The organism is Deltaproteobacteria bacterium, assembly GCA_009929795.1.
In the GTDB taxonomy this organism is placed as follows: domain Bacteria; phylum Desulfobacterota; class Desulfovibrionia; order Desulfovibrionales; family Desulfomicrobiaceae; genus RZZR01.
On sequence record RZZR01000010.1, the window covers coordinates 1 to 21,799 of the forward strand.

Genomic DNA, 21,799 nt, shown 5'->3' on the forward strand with positions numbered 1-21,799 from the left:
GAATGGGGATTTGTGAATACTACTTCTTCTTGAAGCCGGAGAAGACCGCCTGCACCCGGCGATTTTGTTGGCGGCCCTCGACGGTCTCGTTGGTGGCGATGGGCCGATCCTGTCCGAATCCCATGGCCGTGAGCCGGGCCGGATCGATACCCATGCGATCGACCAGAGCGTTTTTGACGCTGACGGCCCGGGCCTGAGATAGTTTCTTGTTCGATGCCTTGCTTCCCGTGCTGTCGGTGTGCCCTTCGATGGTAACCGCGGTTTCGGGGTTGGCCTTCAGAAAATCGGCAACCGCCTGAAGCTGGTCGTCATAGATGGGCTTGACCACGGCCTTGTCGCTGTCGAACTGGATTTCAAGCCTGAACGTGACTTCGATGGGACATCCGTGCTCGTCCACGGCCAACCCAAGAGGAGTTCCCGGGCACTTGTCCAGACGATCGACCACGCCGTCACCGTCGCTGTCCACGTCTACGATCTTTGGAGGCAGGGGACAGCCGTCGGCGTCCACCGGCGTGCCTCGGGGGGTGTTCGGGCATTTGTCGCGGTTATCCAGGACGCCGTCGCCGTCAGAATCCCCGATCACGTCATAGAAGACGCCGTGGACGAAAGCATCCATGCCAGCGTCATCCCGGAGGAAGGCCGCGGTTGTGTACGAGCAGCAGGAATTCAAGTTGGCGATGGCCTCCAGTGAGGCTTGATCGGTCTCGGTACCGCCCATATCGATGACATGGAAACAGATCCTGCCGGGAGCGAGGTCATAGATTTTTTTGGCCTGTGCCACGGGCTCGGATCCCTGGTTGGATTCTCCGTCGCTGACAAGAATGATGGCCGTCCTGCCGTTCAGCCCGGAAACAATCGGTGCCAAAAGGGCCAGGCTGTCGCCCATCGGGGTCCTGCGGCCGAAGATTTCGTACTTGGTTTCCACCCCCTGAATGGCCGAGGCCATGGAGGCCCGGTCAAAAGAACCCATGCCCGAACGGAGCTTGTAAGGGGCGAAGGTGGCCAGTCCGGCCTGGTAGGGCAGGGCAGGAATCTTGTCGTTCATGCGGGAAAGGATGTTCACGGCTGCGGAGATCTTGTTTGTCTTTTGGCCTTCCATGCTCATGGCCATGGAGCCGGAATGATCCAGGAACAAGACGAAGTTTTCAATCTTGGGGACCAGCTCCGATGTTGCAGCCTGGGCTGACGAGGCAAAAAAGAAAACGATGAGTGCCAAGGGAACAAGGGCAAAGGTTTTCATTTTCATGACCATCTCCTCAAAAGTTCGAAAATTACAAGGATCGACAGATTTTGACCGATTGATTTGGTTTTAATTCTTTGATTCGTCCTCCATTTCTAGTCAGATTGTGCCAAGAATTGACATGGCCATCATTCTTTATGCCCTGATACGCGGATTTCGTCTAGGACATGTCTCACGGTTAAAAGCATCTCGTCCAGCCTATACGGTTTTCTGATGAAATCCGAGGCTCCGAACAAATGCGGATCCTCAGCCATGGAATGGGCCGCATACCCGCTGGTGACCAGAATTCTGGCCTTCGGGTAAATTTCTTTCATCTCCCTGATCAGGTGCTCCCCGCCCATGCCGGGCATGCCAAGATCTGTGACAACCAGATCGATGTTGCCCTTTTCCAGCCTAAAAATTTTCAGGGCTTCTTCACCGCTGCTGGCCGTGAGAACGGTGTATCCATGACCGCTCAAGATGTCCTCAGTCAATTCGAGAATGAGTTCCTCGTCGTCAACGAGCAAGATCCTTTCGGTTCCACCTTCGATTTCCTGGCGGTCATGTCGGGTGCCAATGACGTTGTCCACGGTTGAGACTGTCGGCAGGGCGGGCAGGTAGATGCTGAAGGTTGTTCCCCGGTTCTTTTCGCTGGAGCAGGTGATGTGTCCTCCATGGTCGGTGACAATGCCATAAACAGTGGACAGGCCGAGGCCGGTGCCCTGGCCCACGGCCTTGGTGGTGAAGAAGGGTTCGAAGATATGTTCCCTGGTCGCATCGTCTATGCCCAAGCCCGAGTCTGAAACGCGCAGGACCACGTATGGGCCGGGAGCAAGCTCGGGATGATTCCCGTGACCTCTTCCGTCTGAATCGAACGTTTCGGTGGCGATGACCAGACGCCCGCCGTCCGGCATGGCGTCCCGGGCGTTGTTGGCCAGATTCATCAAAACCTGCTCCATCTGGGTGGCGTTGGCCTCGATGTCGAACAGATTCGGAGCCAGATTGGTTTCGATGTCAATCATCTTGGGAATGGTCCGCTGGAGCAGTTTGACCGCTTCGACAATGACCGTGTTCAGGTTGAGCGTGGTTCGGACAACGTCCATCTTTCGACTGAAGGTCAGAAGTCGGCGGACCAGCTCGGTGGCCCGTTCCACGGTCCGGTCGATTTGCATGAGCGATTCCCGTTCCCGATCGTTCTCCGGTCGGCGCATGAGAAGGAGCTGAACATTACCGGCTATGGCCTGGAGGATGTTGTTGAAGTCGTGGGCGATGCCACCGGCCAGGGTTCCAACGGCCTCCATCTTCTGGGATTGACGAAGCTGATCCTCGAGACGATTTCGGTCCCTCTCGATGCGCTGGTGTTCCTCGATTTCGCGTTGCAGGTTCCAGTTGGCCTCGACCAGTTCTGCGGTCCGATCTTTGACCTGCTGTTCAAGGCCGGCCTGGTAGCTCCGTATCTTTTCATCGGCCGCGGCCAATTGCTGGCCGGCTCCGGCAATGATCCGGCTCAATTCGCCGATTTCGTCCCGGGCGTTGTCGGTCGGAATCCGATGAAAATCGCCTTGCCCGAGGCCTCTGGCGGCCATGACCAGGGCGTTGATGCGGACGATAATCCTACGACTGAAGAGATTTCCCAAAAGAATAACGGCCAGCAGGACGATGAGACTGGTCAGAAACAGGCCGTGCCGGAGGTGGAAGGCCGCGGCGTAGAGTTCTTTCTCGGGCTGGGTGAAGATCAGGGTCCAGCCCGTGGCGACCTGCGACTCATTCTGGTCGACCGGAACGAACGAGGCCACCATGTCTTGATTGTCGTCCCGGAAGGGAAGAATTCCGCTTGTGCCGGTTCGGATGGCATCGAGCAGGACCGGATGCGGCAATGGATCGAGAATCCGGTCGGGTTTGGGACCGGCCACGATCAGACCCCGTCGATCGATCAGGGTACTCAGGTCCTGGTCACCGAAGTTGACGCCGGAGACAATCTTCCAGATGGGCTCCATGTCGATCTGGCCAATGAGGATGTCGTTCCGGGGCGCATCCGTCCTGTTCGGGACGGCCAGGGCCACGGTCATCACGGTCTGGCGTGGATAGATGAGAACATGTACATCCGAGAGCAGGCTCTCGCCGGCTACGGCTTTCTGGAACCAGGTCGTAGATTTCCATGTTCCCCGAAAGGAGTACCGGCCCGAGGCCAGGACATTGCCGTTTTGGTCAAGAAGGGTCAGGTCCTTGACGATGGGATGAAAGCGCAGCGTCCTGTGGAATTCCTTCTCGATGGTCTCCCTGGTTCTAATATCTTGGCCCAAGGCCGGATTCTCGGCCAGAAGCAGAATGCTGTTGTAAGCCGCGTTCACTTCACGTTGCAGTTCCTTGGCGACTTCCGTTCCCAGGGAGAGCAGGGCCTGATTCCGGGCCGAGCGAATGCTCCCCTCGACCAGGATCAGGGAAAAGGCACTCATGACCAGAACCGGAATCAGGCCCCCGACCAGAAGGAAAAGAACGATCTTGGTGTGGATCCGCATGATTTCGGCGCCCTATCGTTCCGATTGCAGTTCGGCCCAGATTTCCTGACGGGTTCGAACCGATTCCTCGCTTCCCATGTCACCGAAGGTTTCGCACAAAGCCATTTTTTCCTCCGAGGGATAGACCTCCGGGGCTTGGAGAACGGCCGGATCGGTGAAGGCCCGGGAGGCCGTATTGGGTGTCGCCGTCCATATTTCCGAGGCGATGGCTCCCATGATCTCAGGTCGGTGGACATAGTCGATGAATGCGTGGGCTTCGGCCATGTGTCTGGCCTGGCGGGGGATGACAAACACGTCGAACCAGATGGCGGCCCCTTCCCTGGGCAGGACGTAGCGGATGTCCTCATTCTGCTCGGCGGCCATCATGGCGTCGCCGTTGTACAGTTGGGCCGCCCAGAGCCTTTCGGCGGCCATCATCTCCCCGATGGTCACGGGGTCGAAGTATCCGGCCAGAAGAGGGCGCTGCCTCAGCAATGCCTCGCGAATGGACTGAAGCTGCTCCGGCCGGTCGGCGTTCAGGGGGAAGCCCAGCATCTTGGAGGCCGCTCCGGTCACCTCAAAGGGGTTGTTCAGCATGGCCACGCGCCCCGCATAGCGTTCATCCCAGAGGATTTTCCAGGTTTCGATATCTCCGTCGACATGTTTGGAGTTGACCACCAGGCCGGTGGTTCCGGTACAATAGGGGACCATCCAGTTCCTCCAGTGTTCATGGTCGGGCGGCAGCCACGAACCATGAAGATTGACGAGGTTGGGAATGGCGTGGATGTCGATGGGAGAGACGAGCTTGGCCTTGGTCATCTCCATGGCCACGCTGCGACTGACCACGATCAGATCCACGTCGGGCAGGCCCGATTGGATGGCCCCGAGAATGGCCTCGTCGTCTTCGAACGTCACTAGCTGGACGGAAATCCCGGTTTCGCTGGTGAATCCGGCCAAGGTCTCTGAACCGATATAGTCTTCCCAGTTGTAGAAGATCAGAGGGCCTTCGGACACTGGTGGCGAAGATTCGGGTTGCCCTCCATTACTGGATGAAGGCTTGTCGCAGGCCACGATAAAAATGGCGAGAAGGCAGCAAAGGCAAACTTTATAAATGGATGGGTTGAAGATCATGGCTGATTGTCTCCCAAGTGCATCGTTATCTTTTTGATAATAATTTTCAATTTAATATATCCCAATATCAAGCCAAAGATTCGAACCCGGCTACGATATCCAGAAGCTCCTCGGTGATGCCGGCTTGGCGTGTGGTGTGGAAATCACGTGTTAGGGCCTCCAATCGTTCGCGAATGTTTCGCTCGGCACCCTGCATAGCCGCCAGACGCATGGCATTTTCGCTGGCCAGGGATTGGGCCAAGGCCCGGTATAGACCGACGAACATGTATTCGCGGACCAGCGATGAAAAGAGGTTTCCCTGGGACATGGTGCACAAGGGCAGGCTTCGGCCGGGCCATGGCCGGGCCTGGAGGGTTTTCAGCCATTGGTCGTCCAGGGGAAGGAGACGGGTCGTGGTCGGATGGCTCGAAGCCTGTCCGACGGGTACGGGGTGGAAGAGCCGGATTTCCTCCAAGCCCAGAAATTCCGTCCAGGCCTGGAGTTCGACGGATAGGCGTTGGACCAGGGGAAGAAATCCGCCCACGCCTGTCGGCACCCGAAAGACATGACCAATGTCGAGATCCATGTCCCTAAGCCTGTCCGCGGCACGTTCGCCGACCACGAGCAGAGAGGAGGGCCTGTCGGACTCCCGAGCCAGGGTTTCCAGAACCAGACCGGTCAGATCCTCGTTCAACTGGCCGCACATGCCCTGGTCCGAGCCGAAGACCACTCCTCCCAGAGGCCCGGGCCGCGAGGGGCGTGCAGCCACCCGGCCGTCTGGCCGGCGGAGCACGGCCATGAGGGCCAATTCCACAGTTTCGGCGTATTCATCCACGGATCGGGCGGCCTTTTCGAATTGGGCGATGTTCACGGCGGCCAAGGCCTTCATGGTCCGGACAATGGAATGAAGATCGTGGACGCTGGAAAGCCGCCGCTCTATGGCCTGCAGGGTGTCCATGGCCTCAGTCCGGGCGTTTTGGGGTCGGTGATTCCGGTTGCGGCTTCAGATCGGCCACGGCCTGTCCGGCCAGGGATTTCAAGCGTTCGAGGTCCTCGTCCTGGAGACGTTCCCCGCTTTCAACGGCCTGGCAGAGGTCCCGGGCCTCGCGGTGAACCAGATCGGCCACGGCACGCGAGGCCTCCTGAATGGCGTCCAATTCCAAAGAGTCGAAGATTCCGGAATTGACCGCTACTAGGACCGAGATTTGGTGCCAGACCGGCAGAGGTTGGTACTGAGATTGACGGAGAATCTCCCTGACCCTTTGGCCCCGGTGGATGGATTTCTTGGTTTCCGCGTCGAGGCGGGTTCCGAATCGGGAAAAGGCCTCCAATTCCTCGAATTGGGCGTAGGCCAGACGAAGATCGCCGGCCACGGCCCGGTAGGCCGGAAGCTGGGCCTTGCCCCCGACCCTGGAGACGCTGCGGCCGATGTCCACGGCCGGAAGGATGCCTTTGCGAAACAGAACCGGGCTCAGATAGACTTGGCCATCGGTGATGGAGATAAGATTCGTTGGAATGTAGGCCGAGAGGTTCCCGGCCTCGGTCTCGACCACGGGCAGGCAGGTGATGGAGCCTCCGCCGAGTTCGGTCCGCAGACGGGTGGAGCGCTCCAGCAGCCGGGAGTGGATGTAGAAGATGTCTCCGGGAAAGGCTTCCCGGCCGGGGGGCCGACGCAGTAGCAGGGAGAGCTCCCGGTAGGCCCGGGCGTGGCGGGTCAGATCGTCAAGGACCAAGAGAACGTCCAACCCCATGGATGCGAATTCCTCGGCCATGGCCATGGCCGAGTAGGGGGCGATGAACTGCAGTCCCGGCGGGTCGTCCTCGGTGGCGGTGAGGACCACGCAGCGGTTCATGGCCTGCCCGTCCTCCAGGGCGGTCAAAACCCGGGCCATGGCCGAGGCCCGTTTGCCGATGCCGCAATAAATGGAAACGACCCCGGTCTCGGCCTGATTCAGGATGGCGTCGAGACAGACAGCGGTCTTGCCCGTCTGGCGGTCACCCATGACCAGCTCCCGCTGGCCCCGGCCTATGGGGATGAGGGCGTCAACGGCCTTGATTCCGGTCTGCAGGGGTTTGGTAACCGGGAGGCGGTCCATGATTTCTGGGGCCTGAGATTCGACCGGTCTGGATGCGTCCGTGTCCACGGGACCGAGGCCGTCCAATGGCCGTCCCAGGGCGTCGACCGAACGGCCGAGAAGGCTTCGGCCGACCCCGACGTCAAGAACCCGGCCGGTGCGGCGGACACGATGCCCCGAGGCCAGATCCGGAGCCCTGTCCAGCAGGACGACCCCGACCAGGACCTGGTCGATGTCAAAGGCCAGTCCCCGGGATCCGTCCTCGAAAAGAAGGAGTTCGTCGGACATGGTTCCGGGCAGGTCGCGGACCTGGGCCGTGCCCGGTCCCACGGAGGCCACCCGCCCCACGGTTTCGACCACCAGATCGGCCCGGGCGGCCGTTTCGCCGCGATCCATGGCCGATTCGACCATGGCCGAGAGGGCCGAAAAATCCGGTTTTTGATCGTCAGGTTTCATGTCCGTCCCCCCCGACATTGGCCGAGGTCAGGCGGAGAGCCTCATGGGCCTCCTCCCGCAGAGCCCTGAGGCAGGCGTCCACGTTCCATTCAAGGACCTTGCCCTCGGAGGAAAGCTCCAGGCCCATGATCAGGTTCGTGTCCATCCTGAATTCGACCTGACGGTCATGGCCCAGAATCTCGCGCAGCGTCCGTTCCAGAACCAGACGCCGTTCACGCCCGAGATCAAAAGCTGCGGAAACGACGACGGGCCCGGGAGTTTTGGTCAGCTCGGCCAGTTGGTTGTCGGGCAGGGCCTCGATTCTTTTCATGAAACTCTGGACCACCCGGTCGTCCAGATCCTCGTCGGCCAGTTTTTGGAGTACCGTCCGAGCCGCCGATACGGCCTTTTCGGCGGCCAGGGAGGCCAGGGTAGAGAGCAGTGCCCGTTCATGCCGGAACAGGGAATCGGCAAAGCCCCGGCCCAGTTCCTCGGCCCGCTGCCTGGCTTCGGCCATCAGTTCCCGGCCTTTGGCCTCCGCCACGGCCTCGGCCTCTTGGAGGATGGCCCGGCGTTCCTCGTGGACGGCCTCGATCTTTGATTGAAATTCGGTTCTGGCCTGCACGGACTCGTTTTTGGCCAGCTCGGCCTCGGCCATCCGGTCCCGGATGCCTTCCTCGCGCCGGTCCACGGCCTTGAGGACGCGATCGTAGAGAAAGAATTTCAGCAGACCGACGAGGATGAGAAAATTGACGGCCTGGGCCAGGACGGTGAACCAATCCAGAAGCAAGGGTCTAGCCTCCGGCCTTGATGGCCCAGTCCCAGATGGGATTGGCGAAAAGGAGGATCATGGAGACCACGAAGCAGTAGATGGCCGTGGACTCGACCATGGCCAGGCCCACGAACAGGGTCCGGGTGATGGAATTGGTGGCGTCGGGCTGCTGGGCCATGGCCGCAAGGGCCTGGGCCAGGGCCCGGCCTTCGCCCAGGGCCGGGCCGATGGACCCGATGGCGATGGTGATGCCGGCCGTGAAGACCGAGGCCGTGCCGATGAGGCTGATGCTGTCCATGTATCACTCCTTGGGATCGATGTTGCGCTTTTGGGGCGGGTCCGAAGTGGCCGAGGCGATGTACACCGCCGCCAGGATAGCGAATATGTAGGCCTGCAAAAGGCCGGTGAGCAGGCCCAGGATATTCATGACGATCGGGAAGAAGAGGGGGGCGATGGCCAGGAGAATGGCCACGATCTTTGTTCCGCTCATGACGTTGCCGAAAAGACGCACGGCCAGGGCCAGGGTCCGGGAGAACTCTCCGATGACGTTGAAGGGCAGAAGCATGGGGGATGGTTTGGCGTAAAGCTTCAGGTATCCGATCGGACCGTGGGCCGATACACCCCGCAGGACAACGGTCGCCAGGACACACAGGGCCAGGGCCACGGTGGTCGACAGGGATGCCGTGGGAGGAATGAACCCGGGCACCACGGCCAGGACGTTGGTCACGGCGATGAACAGGAATAGGGTGCCCAGAAAAGGCAGGAAGGATTCGCCCCGGCCGGGCATGATATCCTCGATCTGGGAGCGCAGGCCGAGGATGATTGCCTCGAGGACGCCCTGGGACCTGGGAATGTCGACCCCGGAGGTCAGATTCCTGGTCAGGAGATGAGAGACCAGGGCGATGAGGCCCATGACCAACCAGGTGAAGAGGATGGTCGCGTTGAGCTTCAAAAATCCCCATTGGAGATAGACCAGAAGGTCCGGGGTAATATCCTTGATATCCATGGTTTAGGGTCTCTTGACCGATATCTGCGGGTGGCCGGGACCGAGGATTTTGGTCAGGACGAGCCTGACGAGGAGAAAGCAGGACAGCCAGGATAGAGCCAGGAGCCAGTGGCCTTCGATCACAGGCCAGAGAAGGGCGATGGCCAGAACCAGGCGTGCGGCCAGGCTGCCCATGAACCAGAGTCCAGCCATGGGGCGGCCGATGCCCAGGCGGATCGTCCACCACAAACCGAGAAAAAAAATCGCCCCGGCAACCAGACCCAGGCCGCCCGCCACCAAGAGGGCTGCGGGTCCGGCCTGGGCCGGATCGACGCCGATCAGATTCCAGACCATATCAGTCCTCCCGACCGTGGCGCTGTATCCAGTACCAAGCGTTGGCACAGCCCAGGGCCACACCCAATACCAGGAACATGAGGGCGAAGGACCAGGGCGTGGGCCAGTGCGAGTCGATCCAGATCCCCAGGGCCAGACAGAGGACCGCCGGCACGGCCACGGACCATCCGACCATGCCGAAGAAGCCCAGGCCGAACCAGACCCCGAGCTCTCTTTCGCGGCGGGCCTTGTCCCGTCGTCTTCCCTTTTTGTCCACGGCCTCGACCAGTTTCTTTTCGGGCGAAGTGTCCTTCATACGTTCCCTCCGGTCTCAATGTTCAGGAATGCCCGGACAAAACCGACTTCCAGCCTGGCCACCGAGGTCCTGGCCTTGAGTTCCTGCTCGGTGACCTGGCTAAAGGTCTCGGCCACGATTTCGGCCAGGGAGGCCGGATCGTCTCCGGGCACGGCGTTGCGCACGGCCACCCGAACTTCTGGCCCGACCTTGACCAGGGTACCCCGGTCCACGGCCAGCAGGCGCTCCTGTCCGCTCTCGTCGGCATAGGTCATGATTCCGGGAACCAGGCCCGCTGCCATGTCGACATGGTTGGGGAGTAGGCCGAAAAAGCCATTTTCAGTTTCAGCCACGATCTTGAGAGCCGATGCGTCCAAAATCGGGCCGTGGGGCACATGGACGACCAGACGCATGGACTTCATGCGTCCCTCCGGGCCTGGTCTATGGTTCCGATCATATACAGGCTGGATTCGGGCAAGTCCCTGAATTCGTCGGCCAGAATGCGCTCACAGCCTTCCAGGGCCTGCTCGATCGGAACGAAACGGCCCTCCATGCCCGTGAATTGCCCGGTAACGGCAAATGGCTGGGTCAGAAATCGTTCGAGTCTGCGGGCCCGGTTCACGATCCGCCGGTCTTCAGGTGACAATTCCTCCAGCCCGAGCATGGCGATGATGTCTTTCAACTCATGATACTCGGCCAGGGTTCGTTTGACGGCCCTGGCCACGTCGTAGTGCCTGCGGCCGACCACCTGGGGAACGAGCATGCTCGAGTCCGACTCCAGGGGATCTACGGCCGGATAGAGACCCTGGGCGGCCCGATTGCGGGAGAGAACGATGGTCGAGGACAGATGCCCGAAGGCGTGGACTGCGGCCGGGTCGGTGAAATCGTCGGCCGGGACGTACACGGCCTGGATGGAGGTGATGGCTCCCCGGTCCGTGCTCGAGATGCGCTCTTCGAGTTCGGCCAGTTCGGTTCCGAGTGTGGGCTGATAGCCGAGGCGGGAGGGCAGGCGGCCAAGGAGGCCGGAAACCTCCATGCCGGCCTGGACGAAACGGAAGATGTTGTCGATGAGCAGGAGCACGTCCTGGCCTTTGCGGTCGCGGAAATGTTCGGCCATGGTCAGGGCGGCGTGGCCGATGCGGAAACGGGCCCCGGCCGGTTCGTTCATCTGGGCGAAGACCATGACCGTATCCTTCAGCACCCCGGCCTCGTCCATTTCCCGATGGAGCTCCTCGCCCTCCCGACAGCGCTCCCCGATGCCGCAAAAGATGGACATGCCCTCGTGGCCGCCGACCATGTTATGAATCATTTCCATAATCAGCACGGTCTTGCCCACTCCGGCCCCGCCGAACAGACCGGCCTTGCCGCCTCGTTCCATCGGAGCCAGAACGTCCACGGCCTTGATGCCGGTGGTGAAGATTTCCTGGGTCCGTCTTTGGCCGGCGACCCCGGTCGGCGGGGAATAGATGGGCTGTCTCTCGACGGCCTCAAGTTTTCCCCGGCGGTCCATGGGTCGTCCCAGAACGTCGACCATCCGGCCCCGGATGCCCTCACCGACCGGGGCGGCCAGAGGTTTTCCCGTGGCTCGGATCGGCGAGCCTTGGGCTAGGCCCTGGGAGGGTGTCAAGGCAACACCCCGGGCCGCGTTTCCATTCATGTGGACCAGAATCTCGACCACGACTTCTTCCTTCGGACCGGCCAGAACCAGGGTCCGGATGGGAGGCAATGGGCCGTCGAAAGCAAAGTCGATGACGCTGCCCCTGACGGCCAGAACCGTTCCCAACAATCCGATTTCGGATTGGTCGCCGCCGTGCTCGGCATCTCCCGGCATGATGTCCGTCCTTGTCATTTTCGACTATTGTCTGGTGGTCACCTTGTAGGTGACCACCGTCAGATCCTTTTCGCTGGAAGGCGGAACCGTCAAGTCAAAGACAATCCGGCTCGAGTCCTTACGGGCGTATTCGTGGGAAGATCGCTCAATGGTCCACTCCCCCGGGAGACGGTCCTCAATGGAGAGGGCCTGGGCCGCGTCCTTGCCGTTCCGGATGCTGATCTCCTTGACGTACTGAAAGACCTTGTCGGCCACCTTTTTCGATTCGAGTATCTTGGATTCGGCCTGAAGGTCAAAGGCCTTGCCCATCTTCAGCTTGATCTCGGCGTCCACCGGAGTGTGGTCGATGCGGTCCTCGCCGATGAGCAAGGACGTGCCGTCGGCGCTATCCTGATAGGCCCGGACGATGCCTTTGGGAACCGGAATGCCCAGACCGTTGGCCTTGGAATTCTTGAACTCCACATAGACCTCGGGGTTGGTCCACGGGGTGTTTCCGGACCAATTGTCAAGAGTGAAGAGGAGCCTTCTTTCGATGGCGATACCCGGGGCCTGAAGCAGGCTGATCTGCTTGGTCTGCCGGTTGGCGATGTCCAGCCTGCGGGGCATGCTGTAGAGATGGTACTCGAAGACCGATTCCTCGCTCATGCCCGCGGCCTCGGCATACATGGTCCGTTTCTGGGCCATGGCGACCATGTCCCGCTCCGGTCGGGCACGGTTCAGTTCTCCGGCCATGAGTTGGAGTCTGGCTCCCTTGAAGGCTTTGCCGGTTTTGTTGTCGATGGTCGCCCAGCCCGTCAGGCTCGCGGTTCGACCGTCCTTGTCCAGGGCCAGGACGTAGTCGGTTTCCCAGCGTATCTGGGAGGCCACGTAGGAAACCTGAATGTCCTGGGTTGTCGGCCCCTGGTTGGAAACCAGCCATGCCAGTGTCGGAGTGGCCCGCAGTTCATCGGGAATGGCGTCGAAGTAGATGGAGGTGTAGGATCCAACGTAGACCTTGTCGTCCAGCATAAAGATCGGGCGGTCGTTGTTGGACACGACCCTGGCGTGGACGAAGCTTGTCTTGTCGTGATTTTCCGGATTGGGCAGGGACAGAAGAACATCCTTGCCTATGTACTTGTCCAACAGAGACTTGGCATTGATCAAATCGTACTCGTAGTTCATGTCCAGGACTGCGAATCGGTCGGGGCTGGTCAGGGACTGAATCCGGATGGACCTCGGCTCGATGGTTTCGGCCACGTCCCGGAAGTCGACACGCGATTCTCCTTTTTCCAGGGCCATAGTCCGAACCTCTGTGACGACAGCCTGGCCGTGGTTGTAGATGGTCACAGCCAGATCCTGGGCTGAGGCCACTGAGGCGACCATGGTGACCAGGGCCAGGGCCGGCACTGAATTTTTTAGCCACATCCGACCAAAGAGAGATGAAAAATTCATTTTTGAAACCTCCGAAAATTTTGGTTTTCAGGGTGAATGGTCTGATCGTTGTTTTTTCTGCCGCTTCAATATTCGAAATGCTTGTTTCGCACGGTCATGTATCCACTGTGTAGCCTTCGCTCTCCCGAGGTCAAGCCCATTCGGCATGACGAAGGGTATTGCCCTGGAATTGGACCCTGGTCGGGTTTACTGATTATTTCCCTTGGGATAGGGATAAATCGTGCATGACGATCAAGGCTCAACGCCTGATGATTCCGGCAAGCATTCGAATAACCACAAGACAAGGAGACGCCGATGAGATCCAAGATCGCCAAGGCCGTAGGTCTGAGCTTCAATCCCGTGGCCATCCTGTGGGCCGAGGACAAGCCCGAGCAGGCGCTGCAGTTCAAGCCGGGCCGCTGGGGGTGCGTCATGTTCATGTTTGCCAATGCGGCCAAGGGAAAGACGGTGGCCTTTGACCGGGAAACCTATGGATGCTGGGGAGGCGGAGTTGGGTTGGGGTTCGGGAACACCTACCTCCAGTTTCCGGGAGGGGTGGATTGTTTCGCCTTTTTTCTTTCTGTGGGCAACGCCAAGTGGGATGCCGGCAAGGGCGTGGGGCAGGCTTTGGAGGTTCAGGCCGGACGGGCCTTTGCCGAGAGTTTCCTGGAAGGCGAGGCCTACAAGGCCACCCCGGAACTGGTGCATCAATTTATCGATGAATTGCCCATGACCGAGATCCCGGCCAAGTATGTGGTTTTCAAGCCCCTGTCCGAGGTCGATCAGTCCAAAGAAACGCCGCAGACCGTGGTATTTTTGGCCGATGCGGACCAGTTGTCGGCCCTGCACATCCTGGCCAACTATGGACGCGAAGGCATGGACAACGTTATCATGCCCTGGGCAGCGGGTTGCCAGACCATCGGCCTGTTGCCCTATCGCGAGGCCAAGAGAGACGTTTCCAGGGCCGTGGTCGGGCTGACGGACATTTCGGCCCGCAAGTACGTCCGTTCGCTGCTCGGCAAGGAATTCCTCACTTTCGCAATGCCCTGGGCCATGTTCCAGGAGATGGAATCCAAGGTTGCCGGGAGCTTTTTGGATGGCGAGACCTGGAAATCTTTACGGAAGGAAAGATAGTGAAGGAAATCATCTTTGGGATTTGACAAGGCCCCCATCGTTCAGATGTCCTTGAGGACGATGTCCACATTCATGTCCACCCAGACGTCTTGGGCCGTCTCGTCCATCCAGGACAGGGTGGCCGAAATGATCTTGCCGGCGTCCATGAGCCGGGCGATGACCGGGTTGTCCTTTTTGGGCACGTAGCCGAGTTTCTGACCATCGGTGGTGAATATCTCGATGGCCAGTTCGTCGTGGGGATTGTCCGGCTGGCGTTTGAGGACGAGGGTCTGGTTCGGACCGAGACGTGGTCTGGCTTCATCGGCCTGGTAGTAGCCGGTGCCGGCCACGCGGGTCTTGATGAGAAAGATTTCCCGGCCAAAGGGCAGGGTGATGTCCACTCGGCCGATGGTCAAGCCCATGAGCTGGTTGGTCAAGCCGGTGACGGTGGCGGGGGTGTGGTCGGTCATTGCACTGCTCCCAAAGCCGAGGCCAAAAGACTGTCGTGCATGGCCTGAAGCTCCAGGACCCGGGTCTGCACGACCGCCACGGCCTGCCGGATTTCAGCCTGCCTAGCGGCAATCCAGTCCGCATCGTTCAGCTGATCTCGCAGGCAGAAGGGCGGATGCCTTTCCATGACCCTCAGCCGTTCGGTATAGGTCAGGATCAAAGACTCCAGGCGATCCCGCTCACGGGCCAGAGCCTCCAGGGCCGAGAGTTCGGCCGACCGGTCCCGGCCTGTCTTGGCCTCCAAGGCCACGAGGATAGCTTCCAGCTCCAGAAGATCACTTCGGGCATGGGCCTCCTGCACGGCCTGCCAATGAAGATCGAAAAGGCCTTGGTCGGCCCCCATGTCCGGGTGCAGCAGGACGCAGAGGCGCTTGTAGATTTTTTTGAGCTGGAGCGTTTCGTTCACGGTCAGCTTTTCACCTTTCATGTATGCCACGCTCCAGGACAGGGTCTTTTCCTTGTCTTCCACCTCTTTCTGCCACTCGGCCTTTATTTTTTTCGTTTCGGCTTCCAAGGCCTCCAAATCCGTCGGGGTGATGGTGGATCCGGCGTTGATACGGGCCATGATACGCTCGATGCGGAACTTGAGCTCGTTGGCCGTGACCCGGCTCTTGAGAAGCCCCAGTTCCAGGACCCCAATTTCCCGCTCGTAGAGAGCCTGGAGCAGGGGACCTTCATGGTGGCGGAGAGCCGATTCCCTTTCCAAAAGATCGCTGAGACGAAGTTTCAGATCGCCGATGGAATGCAGAAGAAAGTCGGCTTGGGGATGGATGGTCACATCCATGGCTTATCCTCGCTCGCCCGGTCCGGCCACGGCCCAGGCCAGAAAATCGCTTTCGGTCTTGACGCCCACGCCAAGGGCTCCCTTGTTCAAGTACAGACACATGGCCCAGTTCGGTTCCATGCTTGAACTGGTGGACGACCAATACACCTCTCCAAGTTCGGTGAACGGATGGACCGAAGGTAGGGCGGGGGAGTGGCGGTCCGTGTCCACCAGGGACAGGAGTTCTCGGATGTTGGGCAGACGCCAGTCGTTTCGACCGAGATGATTGGCCTGCCTGATCATTGCGACGGCCTGCAAGGCTCCGTCCCAATCGCAGGGCCCACAGAGATCGGCTTTCGGAGCCCAGGTCAGGCCGGTGGCTGGGTCAAAAACCACGTCGTTTGCAATCTTGAACCGGTTTTTGGCTTTCAGGTTCTCGGACCCGGGCCAGTTCCCACGGACCGGCCAAGCCATGCAGGGCCGGGATTTTTCTTCGAAAAATTCCCGCCCTCCAGAGAATTGGACAAACCAGGCCAGATCAGGGTTTCCGGCCCAGTCGGTGGCCGTCCAGTATTTTCCGGAAAAGACGTTCTCAAAAGGGTGGGTCGAGGGCAGGGCCGGGTTGGCCGATCCGAAATGGACGAGGGAGGCCAGTTCACGCCTAGTCGGCAAACGCCAATCGTCGTGTCCGCCCGGAGCCCGTGCATTCAGTTCGGTCATGGCCTGCCGGGTTTCTTTCCAGGACAGGGGAAAGGTGAAGGGGGCTGCGTCGCGGAGAAAGGTCAGACCAGTCAGGTGGTCGAGAACTGTAGGTCCCTGGACTGAAAAACGTTCGGTGGATGGAAGAGCGGCCCCCAATTGAAATTCTCCATCCTGGCCGCTTCCTGGGCAGAAAACCGGACGCCCGTGGGTGTCGAAACACCGGCTTTGGCCGGTGGCCGAAAGAACAGGCGTCCGGATTTTGTCCATTGGCAGGGGTCGCCGCTCAGAATCCCTTCCCGGCCATGTAATCGGCCAGATCGGCCACCCGGCAGGAATAGCCCCATTCGTTGTCGTACCAGATCAGGGCCTTGAGCAAGTTGCCGCTCTGGACCTTGGTGTAGTCGGCATCGACGATGCCTGAACGGGAATCGCCAATGTAATCGGATGAGACCAGGGGTTCCTCCGAGTAACCGAGAATGCCTTTGAGGGGACCATCGGCCGCGGCCTTGAGGGCCGACCTGACCTCCTCGGTGGTGGCCTCCCTGGACAGGACGGCGGCGAAGTCCACCAGGGATACCGTGGGCGTGGGCACGCGTACGGAGAATCCGTCGAATTTTCCCTTCATCTCCGGGATGACCAGGGCTACGGCCTTGGCCGCGCCGGTGCTGGTTGGGATCATGTTGCACGCCGCGGCCCGGGCCCGGCGCAGATCCTTGTGGGGGAGATCGAGGATCCGCTGGTCGTTGGTGTAGGAGTGAATGGTGGTCATGACCCCTTTTTCGATGCCGAAGGCCTGATGGATGACCTTGACCACCGGGGCCAGACAATTGGTCGTACATGAGGCGTTGGACAGGATGTTATGCCTGCCGGGATCATACTGATTTTCGTTCACACCCATGACCACCGTCAGATCCTCTTCCTTGGCCGGAGCACTGATGATGACCTTCTTGGCCCCGGCGGCAATGTGCTGGGCGGCCTTGGGTCCGGTCCGGAAAACCCCGGTGGACTCGACCACGATGTCCACGCCGTGTTTCCCCCAAGGGATGCGGGAGGGGTCCATTTCGGCATAGTTTTGAATGGTCCAGGACCCAACGATCATTTCCCGGTCCTGGATGGACACGTCTGCGGAGAAGGGCCCGTAGCTCGTGTCATGTCTGAGCAGATGCGCATTGGTGGCCACGTCGAAGAGGTCGTTCACGGCCACGACCTCCATGGTCTCCCGATGATGCTCCCAAACGGTCTTCAAGACCTGGCGACCGATGCGGCCGAACCCGTTGATGGCGATTCTGGTTTTTGCCATGTGGTTGTCCTTTCTTGATTTGGTGAATGTCCAGGTTCGGATCAGTCCTCAAAAATTTGGTACTGATACTCGTTGAGAATCTGGTAGTTGAGATTCAAGGCCTCGTGCATGCGGGCGTTGTTGATGGCGATGGCGCTCAGACTGGCCACTGCCTGAGCGAATTCTATCTCGTCCTTAGCAAATTTGCGGGGCTTTTCGGAGTAGATCCGCAGGACACCGATGACCTTATCCCCCTCGGTCTGCAGAGGGAGCATGAGAATGGAGGTGAAACCTTCCTCTTTGGCCTTGTCTGGGTACTGAAACCCGGGATCTTCGCAGGCGTTCTCGATCTGGATGATCTCGCCGGCCAGGATCTTCCTGTCAACACCGCTCTTGTCGACCTCCACGGTTCCCTTACGCATGTAGCCATCGCTCAGTCCGTAGGACGCTCCAGGCAAAAGATGGTTTTTGTTCTTGTCCAGCAGCCTGATGTTGCAGGCCTTAGATCCGGTAGCAGTGGTCACCTGTTCGGCGATCCTCTCTAGAACTTTTTTCGGTTCGAGACTCGAGTTGATGACTCTTGCAACTTGGTACAAGGCGTTGAAGTAGGTCGTATCCTTGCTCGACATGCATGAACCTCCTTGAATTCAAGTGGTCGTGGCCGAATGTGGCCTTGAACAGCGGCCGAATGATCTTCGACGCTGGTCTTGAATATCAGGCCATCCCAAAAATGCCAAGGTTCGTCGTATGCGTCAGGAGGCGTCCAGCCGATGGTGGCAGCCTTGGGTGGTCTTGTTGCGCATGGCAGCGATGGTGATGATGTAGGCCGATTGGCAACCATGGAAAAGATCGACAATAGGTTTGGAAATGGGAGTGTTTTTGTAGAAGTCGTGCATGCACTTGTTCAGATTGCGCAGGTCCTCGAAGGCCCGTCTGAGACGGGGCTCTGTCCGGGAAATGCCCACGTAGTTCCACATGGTGTGCTTGATGCTCGCCCAGTCCTGAGCGATGAGAGCCGGGTCTTCATTGGCTTCCTGGCCGAGGTTGACCCAGTCGCCGATGGAGTCCCGTGTCCGGGGGGTCAGCCGTCCCATTCGACCATAGTTGGCGGCAATGTGGCGGCCGGCGCTCATACCCCAGACCAGGGCCTCCAAAAGGGAGGTCGAGGCCAGGCGATTGGCCCCATGGATGCCGGTACAGGCGCATTCCCCGGCGGCGTAGAGTCGCTTGAGGGTCGTGCGGCCAAAGATGTCGACCAGAATTCCCCCACAGAAATAATGAGCCGCTGGAACCACGGGAATGAGATCGTGGGAGATGTCCACTCCGATTTCTCGACATTGGCGGGCGATGGTCGGAAAGCGTTCGGTCACGTCCGGGCATTTGCATCGGGATAGGTCGAGGTAGACGCAGTCGTCTCCGCATGAGAGCATCTCGTCAACGATGGATCGGGTGACTATGTCTCTGGGGGCCAACTCACCCCGTTCGTCGTAGCGGGCCATGAAGCGTTCGCCCCGGCTGTTGATTAGAATGGCACCTTCGCCCCGGACGGCCTCGGAAATGAGGAATTTTCGCGGTGAGCGATGAAACAGGGCCGTGGGGTGGAACTGGATGAACTCGATGTTGACCAGCTTGACCCCGGCCCTGGAAGCCATGGACAGACCCGAGCCTACGCTGTGCCTGGTGTTGGTCGTGTGGAGGAATATCTGCCCCAGGCCGCCGCTGGCCAGAAGGGTGAAATCGGCGAAGATTGTGTCCACTTCCCGTGTTTCGGAGTTCAGGACATAGGCTCCGACGCATTTGTTCTCCAGATGGTAGCGCAGGGCCATGTGCCGGGAGTGGTGAAAGGTGGTCAACAGGTCGATGGCCGTCCTATTGTTCAAGATGGTGATGTTTTCGGATTCGGTAACGGCCCGTTGCAGGCAGTCCATGATGGCCCGGCCGGTATAGTCGGCACAGTAGAGGATTCTGGCCCGACTGTGTCCGCCTTCCCGGGTCAGGGAAGGACCGGTCGCTCCGGATGTAAAGGGAACCTTCAGACGGTCGATGAGCATGTCCTCCACGGCCCGAGGACCCTTGCGGGAAAGGAAATGCAAAGCGGGGCGGTAGTTGAGCCCCCAGCCGGCAGTAATCATGTCCTGTTCGAGCAGGGCAGGTTCATCGTCGTCGGCCTTCCAGACGATGCCGCCCTGGGCCAGGGCAGTGTTGCCGCTGTCCATGTCCGGGCCGGAATTGACCATGAGAACGTCGAACCCGGCATCGGCAAGGGTCAGGGCGGCCACGCAGCCTGTGATGCCCGTACCGATGATCAGGATGGACGTGCTGATTCTGGATCCCATGTCATTGACTCCTTTGAACGGAACATGCTTCGAGCATGGTGTTCAGGGCGGATAGAGCGTGGTCTTTCTGGGCGGGGGGGACGCCGAGTCCGGTTTCCCCTTCGACATGTTCAAGAATATTGGCCAGTTTGGCCTCGGTTACTCGGGCCATGTTCGAGCAAAAGGTTTCGGCCAGGGGCAGCACCGGGCCTCGATGTCCCCGTTCCCGGGCCAGACGGTTGACGAGATTGGATTCCGTGCCGACGTACACGGGCAGGCCGTCAGGTGCGGAACGGACCTCGCGAATCAAGAGTGAGGTTGATCCGGCCTTGTCGGCCATGGAGACGACTTCCGGGTTGCATTCGGGGTGGACGAGAACTCGGGCCGTCGGGCAAGTTCTACGGGCTTGAAGCACATGTTCGGGTCGAAGCCGAAAATGCACGGCGCAGACTCCTGGCCAAAGGTGGAGGAGGGGTAGGGCGGCCGTGTCCTGGTCGATAAACCGACCTTTTTGTCTGACGTCGAGGAGTCGTATTCGCTTTTCGTCCAGCCCCAGAGTTCGGGCCGTGTTCATGCCAAGATTGCGGTCAGGCAAGAAAAGCACGGATCGTCCTCCTTCCAAAGCCCATTCGAGCATGGTTCTGGCGTTGGCCGAAGTGCAAACCGCCCCGCCGAATCGGCCGCAGATGGCCTTCACCTCCAGGCTCGAGTTGACGTAGGCTAGGGGGACGACGTCCTTGCCACCGGCCCGGAGTCGTTCGAGAACCGTCCGGACCAGAACGGCTGGAGCGGTCTCGGCCATGACGCAGTCGGCCCCGGGGTCGGGAGAGACGACCTTCTGTCCGGGCGAGGTCAGAACCGCTGCAGTCTCGGCCATAAAGGACACCCCGCAAAAGACGATGAATTCGGCCGACAGCTCGGGAATTTTTCGGGCCAGTTCCAAAGAGTCGCCGGTGATGTCTGCATGCCTGACGATTTCATCGGCTTGGTAATGGTGGGCCAGGATGGCCAGGCGGGTTCCGAGCCGTTCCCTGGCCTGGTGGATGATGTCGGATGAAGTCATGCCGGTGTCCTTGTGCAGCGCATGCTGAAATCGGCACTGGGGGCCGATGCCGTGAGCGCCCCGCAGGAAATGAACCCGGCCCCCAGACGGCCAAGGTCGGCGATGTTGGCCAAGGTCACTCCGCCGCTTATTTCGGTTTCCATGCCAGACGGGACGAGTTCTAGAGATCGGGAGATGGTTTCCGGGTCCATGTTGTCGAACATGATTCGCTGCACTCCGGAACAGTTTACGGCCTCGCGGACATCGTCCACGGTTCGGCATTCGACCTCAAGGACAAGCTCCGGGCCATGAACGGATCGGACCAGCTCAACGGCTCGGGTGATGCTTCCCGCCCGGTCGATATGGTTGTCCTTGAGCATGAGCATGTCGTCCAGGCCGAGTCGATGATTGCGGGCCCCGCCCATGCGAACGGCGTATTTTTCGAGAAATCGCAGACCGGGAGTAGTCTTGCGGGTATCCAGAAGCGTGCATCCTGACCCGGCCAAGGCCCGGACATGGGCAGCCGTATGCGTGGCAATGCCCGAGAGATGGCAGAGAACATTCATGATTGTCCGCTCAGCCCTGAGGATGACAGCGGCCGGGCCCGAAATTTCGGCCGCTACCTGTCCCGGAAAAACCCATCGGCCTTCCGGGACATCCAGCCGGACCATGCATGGTCCGGTCGCTTCCAAGCTCGATGTTCGTTTCAGAATAAGCCAGGCCATGGGCAAACCCGCCACCACGGCATCCTGCTTGGCCACGATCTCGGCGGCCATGTTCTCAAGGGGGCCAAAAACGGCTCTTGATGTCAAATCAGGACCATCTTCATTCAAGGCCCGGTCGATGACATCGGTGACCTGGGCTCGACCCCGATCGGGCAGGGCATCAAGAAAATCGCGAACAAAGTTTGGAAACGGTAAGGACATGTCCAACCTTAGAGGTTCGTGGGTTTTAAAAAAACAGCCAGAAGGCGTGGGTCAATTAAATTATGAGGACTCGTCGGGTGCGTCAACGCTTGTATCAATTCCAAACAAGACGCGGCAGGGATTTTTGTGGGGGAGTGGAACCAGCGTCGTAAAGTGGCCGGTGAAATGGTATCCAGATGCGGCAGA

22 protein-coding genes are annotated in these 21,799 nt (G+C 59.7%); 1 reads left to right on the forward strand and 21 read right to left on the reverse strand.

Annotation, left to right across the window (positions count from 1 at the left end):
- Positions 1–19 precede the first annotated feature (19 nt).
- From EOM25_02340 to EOM25_02400, 13 genes are all read right to left on the reverse strand, one after another.
- Positions 20–1,252: a hypothetical protein gene (locus tag EOM25_02340; protein ID NCC24031.1), complete on the reverse strand. Its 1,233-nt coding sequence runs from the start codon at positions 1,250–1,252 to the stop codon at positions 20–22.
- A gap of 116 nt (positions 1,253–1,368) precedes the next feature.
- Positions 1,369–3,738, reverse strand: coding sequence for a response regulator (locus EOM25_02345; GenBank protein NCC24032.1), 2,370 nt, complete (start codon positions 3,736–3,738; stop codon positions 1,369–1,371).
- Positions 3,739–3,750: 12 nt separating this feature from the next.
- Positions 3,751–4,848, reverse strand: a complete 1,098-nt coding sequence (locus EOM25_02350; protein NCC24033.1) for a spermidine/putrescine ABC transporter substrate-binding protein — start codon at positions 4,846–4,848, stop codon at positions 3,751–3,753.
- A 67-nt stretch (positions 4,849–4,915) separates the two neighbouring features.
- A complete protein-coding gene (locus EOM25_02355) occupies positions 4,916–5,785 on the reverse strand; it encodes a F0F1 ATP synthase subunit gamma (GenBank protein ID NCC24034.1) in 870 nt (289 codons plus the stop codon).
- A 4-nt stretch (positions 5,786–5,789) separates the two neighbouring features.
- Positions 5,790–7,313 (reverse strand): F0F1 ATP synthase subunit alpha, encoded by a 1,524-nt coding sequence (locus tag EOM25_02360; protein NCC24035.1) that lies wholly within the window; start codon positions 7,311–7,313, stop codon positions 5,790–5,792.
- Positions 7,314–7,347: 34 nt separating this feature from the next.
- Entirely contained in the window at positions 7,348–8,169 is an 822-nt protein-coding gene (locus tag EOM25_02365) for a hypothetical protein (GenBank protein ID NCC24036.1), read from the reverse strand.
- Complete coding sequence (locus tag EOM25_02370; GenBank protein NCC24037.1) at positions 8,132–8,407, reverse strand: F0F1 ATP synthase subunit C; 276 nt, start codon at positions 8,405–8,407, stop codon at positions 8,132–8,134. The genes EOM25_02365 and EOM25_02370 overlap by 38 nt, the downstream gene beginning before the upstream one ends.
- A gap of 3 nt (positions 8,408–8,410) precedes the next feature.
- On the reverse strand, positions 8,411–9,115 hold the full coding sequence (locus EOM25_02375; GenBank protein NCC24038.1) for a F0F1 ATP synthase subunit A: 705 nt from the start codon (positions 9,113–9,115) through the stop codon (positions 8,411–8,413).
- A gap of 3 nt (positions 9,116–9,118) precedes the next feature.
- Positions 9,119–9,448 carry an ATP synthase subunit I gene (locus EOM25_02380; protein ID NCC24039.1) on the reverse strand — a complete coding sequence of 110 codons (330 nt, stop codon included), beginning with the start codon at positions 9,446–9,448 and terminating at the stop codon, positions 9,119–9,121.
- A gap of 1 nt (position 9,449) precedes the next feature.
- Entirely contained in the window at positions 9,450–9,743 is a 294-nt protein-coding gene (locus EOM25_02385) for a hypothetical protein (GenBank protein NCC24040.1), read from the reverse strand.
- A complete protein-coding gene (locus EOM25_02390) occupies positions 9,740–10,135 on the reverse strand; it encodes a F0F1 ATP synthase subunit epsilon (GenBank protein ID NCC24041.1) in 396 nt (131 codons plus the stop codon). Before EOM25_02390 ends, EOM25_02385 begins: the two co-directional genes overlap by 4 nt.
- A 5-nt stretch (positions 10,136–10,140) precedes the next feature.
- Positions 10,141–11,571 (reverse strand): F0F1 ATP synthase subunit beta, encoded by a 1,431-nt coding sequence (locus tag EOM25_02395; protein NCC24042.1) that lies wholly within the window; start codon positions 11,569–11,571, stop codon positions 10,141–10,143.
- A gap of 6 nt (positions 11,572–11,577) precedes the next feature.
- Complete coding sequence (locus EOM25_02400) at positions 11,578–12,984, reverse strand: DUF4139 domain-containing protein (protein ID NCC24043.1); 1,407 nt, start codon at positions 12,982–12,984, stop codon at positions 11,578–11,580.
- Between the two features lie 294 nt (positions 12,985–13,278).
- Here EOM25_02400 and EOM25_02405 point away from each other — a divergent pair, with 294 nt between their 5' ends.
- Complete coding sequence (locus tag EOM25_02405; GenBank protein ID NCC24044.1) at positions 13,279–14,097, forward strand: hypothetical protein; 819 nt, start codon at positions 13,279–13,281, stop codon at positions 14,095–14,097.
- Positions 14,098–14,138: 41 nt separating this feature from the next.
- On the opposite strand, the gene EOM25_02410 is transcribed toward EOM25_02405, so the two are convergent.
- The 8 genes from EOM25_02410 to nadC form a co-directional block, all read right to left on the reverse strand.
- A complete protein-coding gene (locus EOM25_02410) occupies positions 14,139–14,546 on the reverse strand; it encodes a restriction endonuclease (protein ID NCC24045.1) in 408 nt (135 codons plus the stop codon).
- Positions 14,543–15,370: a hypothetical protein gene (locus EOM25_02415; protein NCC24046.1), complete on the reverse strand. Its 828-nt coding sequence runs from the start codon at positions 15,368–15,370 to the stop codon at positions 14,543–14,545. The genes EOM25_02410 and EOM25_02415 overlap by 4 nt, the downstream gene beginning before the upstream one ends.
- Positions 15,371–15,373: 3 nt before the next feature.
- A complete protein-coding gene (locus tag EOM25_02420) occupies positions 15,374–16,318 on the reverse strand; it encodes a DUF1566 domain-containing protein (protein ID NCC24047.1) in 945 nt (314 codons plus the stop codon).
- Positions 16,319–16,334: 16 nt separating this feature from the next.
- Positions 16,335–17,351 carry a type I glyceraldehyde-3-phosphate dehydrogenase gene (gene gap / locus EOM25_02425; protein NCC24048.1) on the reverse strand — a complete coding sequence of 339 codons (1,017 nt, stop codon included), beginning with the start codon at positions 17,349–17,351 and terminating at the stop codon, positions 16,335–16,337.
- Positions 17,352–17,392: 41 nt separating this feature from the next.
- Positions 17,393–17,959, reverse strand: a complete 567-nt coding sequence (locus EOM25_02430) for a GAF domain-containing protein (protein ID NCC24049.1) — start codon at positions 17,957–17,959, stop codon at positions 17,393–17,395.
- Between the two features lie 123 nt (positions 17,960–18,082).
- Entirely contained in the window at positions 18,083–19,666 is a 1,584-nt protein-coding gene (nadB, locus tag EOM25_02435) for an L-aspartate oxidase (GenBank protein NCC24050.1), read from the reverse strand.
- A 1-nt stretch (position 19,667) separates the two neighbouring features.
- Positions 19,668–20,708: a quinolinate synthase NadA gene (gene nadA / locus EOM25_02440; protein NCC24051.1), complete on the reverse strand. Its 1,041-nt coding sequence runs from the start codon at positions 20,706–20,708 to the stop codon at positions 19,668–19,670.
- Positions 20,705–21,613, reverse strand: coding sequence for a carboxylating nicotinate-nucleotide diphosphorylase (gene nadC / locus EOM25_02445; GenBank protein NCC24052.1), 909 nt, complete (start codon positions 21,611–21,613; stop codon positions 20,705–20,707). The genes nadA and nadC overlap by 4 nt, the downstream gene beginning before the upstream one ends.
- Positions 21,614–21,799: the final 186 nt, after the last annotated feature.